8 protein-coding genes are annotated in these 12,081 nt (G+C 40.0%); 6 read left to right on the top strand and 2 right to left on the bottom strand.

The window, feature by feature from the left end; genetic code table 11:
• Window positions 1-23 precede the first annotated feature (23 nt).
• Together ACTB00_RS12810 and ACTB00_RS12805 are read right to left on the bottom strand one after the other, a co-directional pair.
• Entirely contained in the window at window positions 24-2,498 is a 2,475-nt protein-coding gene (locus tag ACTB00_RS12810; RefSeq protein WP_463300315.1) for a bifunctional UDP-N-acetylmuramoyl-tripeptide:D-alanyl-D-alanine ligase/alanine racemase, read from the bottom strand.
• Window positions 2,495-3,073 carry a thymidine kinase gene (locus tag ACTB00_RS12805; RefSeq protein WP_463300314.1) on the bottom strand — a complete coding sequence of 193 codons (579 nt, stop codon included), beginning with the start codon at window positions 3,071-3,073 and terminating at the stop codon, window positions 2,495-2,497. The genes ACTB00_RS12810 and ACTB00_RS12805 overlap by 4 nt, the downstream gene beginning before the upstream one ends.
• 77 nt (window positions 3,074-3,150) lie before the next feature.
• Here ACTB00_RS12805 and ACTB00_RS12800 point away from each other — a divergent pair, with 77 nt between their 5' ends.
• From ACTB00_RS12800 to ACTB00_RS12775, 6 genes are all read left to right on the top strand, one after another.
• Window positions 3,151-3,939, top strand: a complete 789-nt coding sequence (locus tag ACTB00_RS12800) for a hypothetical protein (protein ID WP_463300313.1) — start codon at window positions 3,151-3,153, stop codon at window positions 3,937-3,939.
• Window position 3,940: 1 nt separating this feature from the next.
• Window positions 3,941-4,612 carry a 16S rRNA (cytidine(1402)-2'-O)-methyltransferase gene (gene rsmI / locus ACTB00_RS12795; protein WP_463300312.1) on the top strand — a complete coding sequence of 224 codons (672 nt, stop codon included), beginning with the start codon at window positions 3,941-3,943 and terminating at the stop codon, window positions 4,610-4,612.
• Between the two features lie 21 nt (window positions 4,613-4,633).
• Window positions 4,634-5,386, top strand: coding sequence for a YjjG family noncanonical pyrimidine nucleotidase (locus ACTB00_RS12790; RefSeq protein WP_463300311.1), 753 nt, complete (start codon window positions 4,634-4,636; stop codon window positions 5,384-5,386).
• Window positions 5,387-5,943: 557 nt separating this feature from the next.
• The gene (locus tag ACTB00_RS12785; RefSeq protein ID WP_463300310.1) at window positions 5,944-9,231 is read left to right on the top strand and encodes a SusC/RagA family TonB-linked outer membrane protein; all 3,288 of its coding nucleotides are present in this window, start codon (window positions 5,944-5,946) and stop codon (window positions 9,229-9,231) included.
• An 11-nt stretch (window positions 9,232-9,242) separates the two neighbouring features.
• A complete protein-coding gene (locus ACTB00_RS12780) occupies window positions 9,243-10,691 on the top strand; it encodes a SusD/RagB family nutrient-binding outer membrane lipoprotein (protein ID WP_463300309.1) in 1,449 nt (482 codons plus the stop codon).
• A 682-nt stretch (window positions 10,692-11,373) separates the two neighbouring features.
• On the top strand, window positions 11,374-11,970 hold the full coding sequence (locus ACTB00_RS12775; RefSeq protein WP_463300308.1) for a superoxide dismutase family protein: 597 nt from the start codon (window positions 11,374-11,376) through the stop codon (window positions 11,968-11,970).
• The last annotated feature ends 111 nt before the right edge of the window (window positions 11,971-12,081 follow it).

The following is a 12,081-nucleotide window of genomic DNA, read 5'->3' as shown; positions in this document are numbered from 1 at the left end:
TTTGGGTTTTATTTCCCCTTTTTTTATTCTTGAGAATACACTCGCTTGACCCGCTGCGAAATCCCGGTCAGTATCTCATAGGGAATTGTCTCTGCCCACTCTGCCAAATCTGTTAAGTGAATATGCTCTCCCATTAGTTCCACTAAATCTCCAACTTGCGGATTTGCTTCGCTAATATCAATCATGGTCATGTCCATGCACACATTGCCAATAACAGGTACTTTCGTCCCGTTAATCCACATCTTTCCTACGCCATTGCTGAAACGTCGTAAAAAACCATCGGCATACCCAACGGGAACGATCGCGATTGTCTTTATTTTATCTGCCTTTCCCTTCCGTCCATAACCGATTGTTTCGCCCACATTAACCGTTTTAATTTGTGAGATAACGCTGGTCCATCGCGCAATTGGGCGAATAGGCGTATTGCTGGTTGCCGGAACGCCATAAAGTCCGATCCCTAAACGAACCATGTCGAGTTGAAATTCGGGAAACCGCTCAATTCCGGCTGAATTTAATATGTGTCGAATGACCTTATTTTTCTGAAAGCTCACCACGATATCTGAGATCTCAATAAACCGTTGATATTGCTTACGGGTGTATTCGTCGTGCTGTGCCTCGTCGGAACCTGCTAAATGTGTAAATACCGATTGAATGCGCAATACTTCTTCGTGATTGATTTGTTGGGAAATGTGTTTTACTTCATCAATATCTGAAAATCCCAACCGATTCATCCCGGTTTCAATTTTGATGTGGATCGGATAATACGAAACGGCAGAACTTTTTGCTACGGCATTAAACTGCCGAAACAACTCCGCGGAATAAACGTTTGGTTCCAGGCGATATTCAATCATCGCCTCAAAACTATGCCCCTCCGGATTCATGACAACGATTGGCGTTTCGATTCCTGCCTGTCGCAATTCAATGCCTTCATCAGCCACCGCAACCGCTAAATAATCGACCTTCTGAAATTCCAAAGCCCTCGCAATTTCCACGGTGCCACTTCCGTACGAAAATGCTTTCACCATAGCCATTATTTTCGTCTGTGGTTTTACTTTTTCTCTGAAAATGTTCAGGTTTTCAACTAAGCTATTTAAATTGACTTCCAACTGTGTTTGGTGATACTTCTTTTGAAGTAACAAGGCGATTTCTTCAAAGCGGAACTCCCGGGCACCTTTTATTAATATGGCTTCATCTTTAAAATTGTGCGATTTCCAATTGTGAACAAAATCCAATGTTGAAGGATAAAATTCGGTCGTCATTTCAAAAACAGCCTCGTGTTCCGCTATGTTTTTGCCAATTCCAATTAGTCGATTCACCTTGTTCATTTTTAACAAGCGGCTTACTTCAGCATACAATTGGCGAGTCGGAAAGCCCGACTGCCTGATATCTGAAAGGATCACCGTTTTCTGCTGTTTACTGGAGCTGGTTTGTTGATTCAGAAACTGTAAAGCAATTTCCAGCGAATTGATATCGGAATTATAGTAATCGTTAACAAGAAGGCAATCATTGATTCCTTGCTTCAACTCTAAACGCATAGCCACCGGCTGCAAGCTTGAGAATTGACTCAATAGGTATTCGTTCAACCAGCCTTTGGCCGCGATAAAAGCTAAACAGTGGCAAGCATTCTCCAACGACGCATCATCGGTAAAAGGAATTTCGGTTTCGTACGATTTTTCAAGCCAGGAAAAATAAAGACTTGTCTTCTGCAAGCTCTTTTCAATTCGAATAAGCAAATCGGCTTTTGATTCGCCGGTAGACCACGAAAAAAGTTTTGGTTGCTCGTTTCTAAATTTGTTGCTTACAACTTGATCAATTAATGCTGAATCTTTTCGATAAACTAACAACTCGGAACCTTCGAAAAGCTTTAACTTTTCCGTAAGCTTTTCTTCCAACGTTTTAAAATTTTCCTGATGGGCGTCTCCAATCGTTGTAATTATTCCAAATTCGGGATGAATAAGGTCAGCTAATTTTATCATTTCCTCTGGCTTGGAAATTCCTGCTTCAACAATTCCAAGGTCGGCATCGCGGTTCATGTTCCAAAGCGAAAGTGGCACCCCAACTTGTGAATTGTAGCTTTTAGGACTCCGAACAATTCGAAACTGACTTTGCAATAAATCAAACAGCCATTCTTTTACAATTGTCTTTCCATTACTTCCGGTGATTGCCAACACGGGGAACTCAAATTCATTCCGCACATGAGTAGCCAGTTGTTGTAGTGCCTTTAATGTATCTTTAACAACAATAAAGTTTGCCAGATCAGATTTTGTTGGCAATTGCGACACCACAAAATTACGAACCCCTTTTTTGTGCAACTCTTCAATGAATCGATGTCCATCGTGCCGTTCTCCTTTTAACGCAAAAAACAAACAGGAATCCGGATCTACAATGGTTCGGCTATCAATGGAAATATTGGAGATCGGTTTTGCATTGCCGTTTACAGCAGCCTGTAGGTTTCCATCAATAATATCAGCTATTTTGTCGATGTCGTATGTTGTCATGTGTTTTTCGCCTTATTGTAGCAAACCCTGCAAAGGGGTTCATATTCTTCCTTCTCTCCAAGCATCACTTGTTTGTTGTTCGACACCAACCGATGTGAAAACTGGGCAACACTTCCGCAATGAACGCAAATAGCATGCACTTTAGAAACGTAATTGGCAATAGCCATCAAATCCGGCATTGGCCCAAAAGGCTTTCCAGTAAAGTCCATATCCAGGCCGGCAACGATCACACGAATACCCATGTCGGCCAACTTCTGACAAACTTCAACAAGCCCTTTGTCAAAAAACTGCGCTTCATCAATGGCCACAACATCAACATTGCCGGCTAATAAAAGGATATTTGCTGAGTTTTCAACCGGAGAACTGGGAATGGAGTTTTCGTCATGGGACACCACTTCCGCGATCGAATAACGCGTATCAACCACCGGTTTAAAAATTTCCACCTTTTGCTTAGCAAATTGTGCTCTTTTTAAACGCCGGATTAATTCTTCTGTTTTGCCCGAAAACATTGATCCGGCAATAACTTCGATTGTTCCACCGTTTTTATGATGACTGACATCCCTTTCAAGAAACATTTACCTTTATTAATTTTGGATTTTACTACTTTTACAAAAGTAACGAAAATGTCGGGTAATCTAGTTTTGGAATGATTATGGAAAAACACAAATTGATACAACTTATTTTAAAAGATTTGGAAGAATTGAATGAGATAACTGCTTCATTACATCAATCTCAGGATATTTCGAAGTTTGAACTGAATATTGCATTAAGTAAATCGAAATTGGTTTCGCAGGAGTTTGAATTCCTAAAGGAAATTAGCGAAGCACAGAATAACACGCCGATGCCGGAGAGACAGGAAACAACGATTACGACACCAATTCTTCCTTCAGAAAAAATTGAAGAAAAAGTAAAAGAGGAGTTGAGCAAACCGGAGGAAAATGAGATAAAACCTGAGAATACGCCAAATAACACCAATATTGAACCAGAGCAAGCTTCTGAAAAGGAAATAGCAGAAACTCCAGAGGCTCCGAGAGAAAAAAATAGTCAGGAACAGACGCCCGAACCAACTACAGGAAGTAGTTCGAATGAAAAAGAAGAAAGCATCGAAGAAGAATCTGATAAACTCAAAACGTTAGGGGAAAATTTTGTCAAAGGTAAATCGCTGAATGATTTGATTTTAGCTTCGAACTCACTCGATAAAAGACTGGCAAGTTCTCCTATCGAAAAGCTGGAGACAGCTATTGGGCTGAACGACCGCTTTCAGTACACTCGCGAGCTTTTCGACAACGATCCTGCTCTTTTTCATCGCACCATTCGCAGTATCGATCAATCCGACAATCTTGATGACGCGGTGTCCTATTTGAATTCAAACTTCAAATGGAAAAAAACAGATACCAGCATTCAGTTTGCACAACTGGTTAAACGTCGATTTACAAATTAATATGGGGAAACTATACATTGTACCAACGCCAATTGGAAACTTGGATGATATCACGCTTCGTGCCATTAAAGTGTTAAAAGAAGTTGATTTAATATTGGCCGAAGATACCCGGACATCTTCCAAATTGCTGCATCATTTTGAGATTCAGAAAAAAGTCTTTTCGCACCACAAGTTCAACGAACATAAGACGGTTGAAAGCCTGGCGCAACGAATGGCATCGGGCGAAAACCTGGCTTTAATTTCCGATGCCGGAACGCCGGCAATTAGCGATCCTGGCTATTTACTGGTAAAAGCTTGTATTGAAAATGATGTTGAAGTTGAATGCTTGCCCGGAGCTACAGCACTTATTCCGGCTCTGGTAAATTCGGGGCTACCGAACGATCGGTTTTGTTTTGAAGGCTTTTTACCACCTAAAAAAGGACGGCAAAAAAAGCTGAAGCAGTTAGCCGAAGAGGAACGCACCATGGTTTTTTACGAATCGCCCTACCGGCTGGTCAAAAGTCTGGAACAATTTGCCGAGTTTTTTGGAGCCGACAGAATGGCCTCTGTTTCAAGAGAGCTGACTAAGCTTTACGAAGAAACGAAGCGGGGTACCGTTGTTGAACTAGCCAATTATTTTAAAGCCAAAACAGTAAAAGGCGAAATTGTTATTGTTGTTGAAGGGAAAAAGTAGAACTGGCAGACTGCAACAACCATGAAGAAATACGAGCAGCTTTTTTTTGATCTGGATCACACGCTTTGGGATTTTGATGCAAATTCGAAGCTGGCCTTAAAACAAACGTTTGAAGAACTCAGTGTAAATGATCAGATTAATGACTTTGAAGCCTTTTTTAGCTATTATCAAGGAATCAATCACAAACTCTGGGAAGCCTACCGAAATAAGGAAATTCGGAAACCAGATCTGATCAAAAAACGTTTCGAAGATACCTTATCTCATTTTAATGTTGAAGGGATTGACCCGGTCGTAATGAATGAACAGTACCTCGAGCTGATGCCATTGCAAACAAAGCTATTCCCGGGAGTGATTGAAACACTCCAATACCTGAAAGAGCGACGCTATCAAATGCACATTATTACAAATGGGTTTACCGAAGTCCAGCATCGCAAAATTTTAACAAGCGGACTTGATGTTTTCTTCGACCGGGTCTTTACTTCAGAAGCTGTTCAAATTCCTAAACCTGACAAACGTATCTTTCTGCATGCCCTAAAGTGTTGTAATTCAAAAAAGAAGACGAGTGTTATGATCGGTGACTCCTGGGAGACAGACATACTTGGAGCCAAAGGAGCTGGCATTAGTCAGGTGTATGTCTCAGAAAATGTAAGTATATCAGGATTGCCCCCTGCCGACAAGGGGGGTGCCGGTGATTTTTTTACAATATCGACTGGGGATGCCTATCCCAAGACCTATTGTGTTAAGAAAATGAAAAATTTAACAAAGTTGTTCTAATTTAGACTAGTTCTAAATAGCATTGTCCGGTGATAGATTTTTTCTGTTGCAATGTGCACATATGCAATGTTTTAATCATTTATTACACGTGGGGTTTTAGGTTGTTATTTTTTTGATTTATGACATTTGTTGTGTTTGATGTCTGTTAAATAAACTACCCGATTCTTAGTCAATTGTTATAATTCTTTATTTTTGTTTTGTTAGTTTTAATTAACATCTGATAACATAACCTTGCAAAAATGGAGATGCGAGGTTTAAAATGTAATTTAAAATAACAAGGCAGCTACCATATGTTTGGGGGAATATAAGGTAGTTGATCTTATTTCTGGGGAATTTCTATTTTAAAAAAAGTGTACTCTTAAAAACAGGCAATAAAGGTAACTAGTGCTTACATATTGTTTTTTGAATTTTTGCTTTTGGAACCTAAAATTCGAATAGGGCGATGCATTCACGAAAATGCGCAGCCTGTATAATATATAACAGGTAAGGGCATTCAGAAATCCCTTATGACCACACCATTTATGAATTGATGCATTTAAATTATTAAAATTATTTCTATGAAAAGAATCGCATTATTACTTGCAATTTTTGCAATTGGTTTGCAGTCGAGTTGGGCTCAAACCAAGGAAATTACAGGTGTTGTTACTTCTGCTGAGGATGGAAGTTCGATACCTGGTGTTTCTGTGTCGGTAAAAGGCACATCGCTCGGAACGATTACTGATCTTGATGGAAACTATGTATTAAAAGTTCCACAAGAAGCGACTACTCTGGTTTTTTCGTTTGTTGGGATGCTCAAACAAGAAGTTGAAATTACCAGCACTACAATCGATGTTAAAATGAAATCTGATGTAGTTGGTTTAAATGAAGTTGTAGTTACTGCTCTTGGTATTTCCAGAGAGAAAAAATCTCTGGGATATTCAGTACAGGAAGTTGACGGTGAAGAGGTCAACACTGCCAAGGGCAATAATTTTACGACTGCATTGTCAGGGAAAGTGGCCGGATTACAAATTAAAGCCAACACCAACTTTGGTGGATCAACAAACGTTATCGTTCGTGGATCTTCCTCGTTAACAGGAAACAACCAGGCACTTTTCGTAATTGATGGTATCCCTATCGACAATTCCACTTCCAATAATTCGTATCAGAAAGAAGGAAGACACGGTTATGACTATGGAAATACTGCAGCTGATATTAATCCGAATGACATAGAATCAATTTCTGTATTGAAAGGTGCAGCAGCAACAGCACTTTACGGCTCCAGAGCTGCAAATGGCGTTGTGCTAATTTCCACTAAAAAAGGTAAAAAGGGAACTGGGTTAGGTGTTTCTTACTCAGGCAATGTTACTGTTGGTGTTATGGATAAAAGTACCTTCCCTGAATATCAGAATAAATATGGTGGTGGTTATGGTTTAGACTGGTACAGTAGCTCAGACCATCCAGGATTGGAATACTGGGACTATGATGGTGATGGAACAGATGAATATATTGATCCAACTTATGAAGATGCATCAATGGGCGAGCCTTTTGATCCGAGTTTAAATGTTTACCAGTGGAATTCGTTCATCCCCGGATTAAGCACTTACGGTCAAGCACTTCCATGGGTTGCTGCGAAAAACGATGCTTCTGCATTTTTTGAAAATTCGACATCGATGTCAAACTCTGTTCAAATTACAGGAGGTGGAGAAAATACATCCTATCGTTTTTCGTACCAAAACCTGACACAAACCGGTTTGATGCCAAACAGTACACTGGATAAAAACAACTTCAGTTTCACAGGTTCATACGATGTCACAGATAAAATCAAAGTTTCGTCATTTGCCAATTATATCAATACCGAAACCAAGGGTAGAAACTCTACTGGTTATGGTGGTAACATTTTATCATCCTTCCGCCAGTGGTGGCAGGTAAATATTGATGTCCTTGAGCAGAAAGCTGCATTTGAGCAATTAGGAACGAATGCAACCTGGAACATGAACGCTCCGGATGATTTGGCTCCTGCTTATTGGGATAACCCTTACTGGACAAGATATAAAAACTATCAGAACGATAGTAGAGATCGTTTAATTGGGTATGCTAAAGTTGATTGGGAAGCAACTGACTTTTTAACATTTACAGGTAGAGCTGCCATTGATCATTACACCTATATTCAAGAAGAACGGAGAGCTGTTGGTTCGATCGCTGAAGAATTTGGAGTTGGATACGACGATACTTCGTCTGGTTATTCTGTAAAAAGAGGTGATTTTACCGAGGTTAACTTTGATTTGATGGCCAACTTCCAAAAAGACCTGTCTGAAACTGTTAACATGACCGGTTTGATCGGTACCAATATCAGGAAAAGCTCATTCTCTGATATTTGGGCATCTACCAATGGAGGTCTTGCAGTTCCTGAGATTTACTCACTAGCAAATACCAAATCGCCATTGCAGTTGCCGGAAGAAAATGAAGGACGCATTCAGGTAAACGGCTATTTTGCAAATGCTTCAGTTGGCTTTTCAAACATTGTATTTGTTGAAGGTTCACTTCGGATTGATCAATCATCAACATTGCCAACCGATAATAATACTTACTTATACCCATCTGCTTCAGCTAGTTTTATTTTTACTGAGTTTATTGACCCGGATGTTTTAAGCTTAGGTAAGTTCCGATTAAACTATGCGGAAGTTGGTAACGATGCTCCTTTTGCGAGTTTAACTAACGTTTACTATCAAGACTTTCCGTTTAGTGGAAATGGTGTCGCTTCAAACAGTGGTTCTACTGATGCCAGGAAAACAATTAACAACGCGGGTCTGAAATCAGAACGGACAAAAAGTTTAGAGGCTGGATTGACCTTGAACTTTTTGAAAAACCGATTAGGTCTTGATGTGGCAGTTTACGATAATAGAACTGTTGACCAAATTATGCCAGCAGCAATTTCGTATGCTACAGGATCCAGTTTTAAATATGTAAACGCGGGAGAAGTAAGCAACAAAGGGGTCGAGCTCATGATAAATGCAACTCCCGTGAAAACTCAGGATTTTAGCTGGGATTTGAACTTGAACTGGTCAAAAAACAAAAGCGAAGTTGTTTCCCTTGCAGAAGGATTAGATAACTTACAATTGGCTGATCTTCAGGGAGGAGTTACGATTAATGCAAGAAAAGGACTTCCTCTTGGAGTAATTATGGGAACTGACTTTGTTTATTATAACGATGAAAGATCATCTGACAAAAGAATCATTGAAGATGGTGTTTACCAAAAAACAGCAACTTCAGATCAAATTATTGGTGATGTTAACGCAGATTGGACTGCCGGCTTCAGAAACAGCTTCTCATATAAAAATCTGAATTTAAGTTTCTTAATCGACTGGAAGCATGGGGGAGACTTATTTTCGCTCGACATGTGGTATGGTTCGAGTACCGGATTGTATAAAGAATCTGCCGAGCTGAATGAACTTGGAAATCCATTACGTAACTATGTAACCGGAGATCCTGCAACTGATGGAGGTTTAATATTGGAAGGAGTACTGCCTGACGGAACTCCGAATGATGTTCGTTCGGACGAAATGGGAACTTATTATACCCCCGTAGGTTCGGCAATTGCACCGAATGCGATGCACATTTATGATGCCAGCTATGTTAAGCTGAGAGAACTGTCGCTGACATATACCTTACCCAATGATATTTTTGACAATACTTTCATTAAAGAAATGTCAGTTAGTTTTGTCGGAACCAACCTTTGGATCATTCATAAAAATCTTCCCTACGCTGACCCGGAAACAACACAGGGTGCAGGGAACATCCAGGGCTGGCAAAGTGGAGTTATGCCATCAACCAAGAATTTTGGTTTCACCTTAAATGTTAACTTTTAATACTTACTGAAATGAGAAATAAGATATTAATTTCAATTATATTTCTTCTTGGAGTATTGTCTTCATGTACTGACAATTTCGAGGAACTAAATATTGATAAGAAACACCCTCAGGCGGTTACTGCCAGTGTTCTTTTCACAAATGCTCAAATTGAACTGGCCGATCAGATGGCGAGTACCAATGTCAATGTTAACATCTGGAAACTGATGGCTCAATATTGGACAGAACGCTCCTACAGAGATGAAGCCAATTATGATATTGTGAACAGAAGAATCCCGGATGAAATCTTTCAGAACTATTATGAAATGCTCGTTGACCTGAAAGATGCTTCGGAGCTAATTGCCGCCGAAAAGCTTGAAGCACCAAACTTGGCAGCGAAGGAAGCGAATCAGGCAAACAGGCTTGCAATTATCGATTTACTTAACGTTTTTATTTACCAACGTTTGGTTGATATATTTGGAGATGTTCCTTACTCTGAGGCACTTGACCCGGACAACTATACTCCGAAATACGATGATGCACAAGAGATCTATAAAGATATTATTGCCATAGCAAGTCAAGCAACCGAAACGCTTGATGATTCGCAGGGAAGTTTTGATACTGCCGACTTAATCTACGGTGGAGATGTTTCAAAGTGGATTAAATTCGGTAATTCATTATTGGTTAAATTGGGTGTCGGAATTGCAGATGGTCCACTTTCTGCTCTCGGGAAATCTACCGTTGAAGCAGCATACGAAGGTGTATTTGAATCAAAGGAAGACGGAGCTTACTTTCCTTACCAAAAATCGTTACCCTATGTGAATGAGCTTCACGTTGACTTGGTGTTGAGTGGAAGACACGATTTCGTGATGGTATCAGGCATGGTTAATTTTATGACAGATCAAGGTGATCCGAGACTGGACAACTATTTTGAAAACTTGGAGGGTATCACAACTGACTATGGTGCAAGCGGTGGTTCATATGGCTCGAAAGTACACTACAATTCTGCTATCGAACAGCCTGATTTCCCAGGCTTTCTAATGACCTATGACGAAGTTCAGTTTTACCTTGCTGAGGCGGCTGCTCGCGAATGGAATGTGGGATCGACATCTGCTGAGGAATACTTCAACGAAGCGGTCACATCATCGATTACTCAATGGGATGGAACAGAAGGGGAAGCAGCTGATTTCCTTGCAGCTCATTCGTACTCTTCCTACGCCAATTGGAAAGATGCAATTGGAACTCAAGCCTGGGTAGCGATGTATACAAGGGGATTTATCGGTTACACTTTTTACAGAAGGTTGGACTACCCATCTGTATTAGTATTGCCTCCAAACCCACCAACCGGAGTTGATGAGGTTCCAACACGCTTTACCTATCCGGTTAACGAACAAACACTAAATGCTGATAACTATGCAGCCGCAGCAAGTGCAATAGGTGGAGATTTATTAACCACGAGGCTGTTTTGGGATATCAATTAAAGTATTCGAATTGCATCGTCTTTTAGGAGTATATAAAAGCTGCTGATAGCTGCGATATAAACTTAAATAGAAAAGGGACTATTCAATTTTTCATATTGGGTAGTCCCTTTTTCTATATTCAGCAAAGATAAATAATGCGAGACGGATATTGAATCGTATTGTTGTGCGACTATTACTGTGCATACCAGTGTAACCGACTTGTTTTCTCATCCAACAGGTGATGTAGAAGCTAGACTGGCTTGTGGTATATTTGGAATCGTCGGGGAGATATTCAAGAACATAGTAGCTTTTAGGTTTTTGTATATTCAAATGCAGCACTTCCAATATTATTTAGTAATGCACAGTTGAACAATATAGGTCTAGGAGCGTTGAAAAAAAAGGTGGGATGTAAACAGGTAAAGGAAAAATAGAGATGAGCGAAGAACTCACATCGTTGATTGATTACAAATATGCTTTTTCCGGGGAAATGGTCTTCCCATGTAATTGTGATAAATCATTTGTGTTGCTCTAAAATGAGTCGATTTATCCATCGGTTGAAGCAGATTTGGGTGTTTCAGGAAATTGAATAACACATTTTCTTTGCTCTAATGGTGAAAATATAATCCCGGCTAAAATTAGGGATTTAATATATGTTCATCAAGAACAGTGATGAAATTTATAATTAACTCTAAAAATTTAAGTTATGAAACATAGAAAACTACTAGTGCTTAATTTGCTAATTGCAGCAGGAATATTATTTGCAACTCAGTCGTGCACCAATGCACAAAAACAAAATCAGGAAAATGAGTCGTCCATGAATACTGAAAAAAGTGTTGTGGAGTCTGACATGTCGGTAAACAAAGCTGTTTGTGTTCTGCATCCTACTGAAGGAAACGATGTACGCGGTATTGTAACATTTACCCAAAGCGGCTCAGATGTGAAGATAGTTTTTGATGGCGAAGGCTTTACGCCAGGGAAGCACGGTTTCCACATTCACCAATACGGAGATTGTTCGGCATCTGATGGAACTTCCTCTGGAGGACATTTTAACCCTGAAAACACAAAGCACGGTTCACCTTCTGATGCTGAGCGTCATGTAGGCGATTTGGGGAATATTGAAGCTGACGAAGATGGTACGGTTCATTTTGAAATGACAGACTCAATGATAAGCTTTACCGGCAAACACGCGATCATTGGCCGGGCAATTATCGTGCATGCTGGTGAAGATGATTTAACGTCGCAGCCTACCGGAGCAGCCGGAGCGAGAGTTGCCTGCGGTGTAATTGGCATTGCCGAGTAATACTTTTAGATGAAACGACCATAAGAAGTATTTTCAAAACATACGAGAATGATTATCAATGGGAGTTTCACCGGAGACATAAAAAAAAGCAAATTATTAAAAAAAAAAGAG

Source organism: Sunxiuqinia sp., from assembly GCF_055140945.1.
Note: the sequence above shows the minus strand (reverse complement) of the source record. Positions and strands in the feature narration are given on the sequence as shown.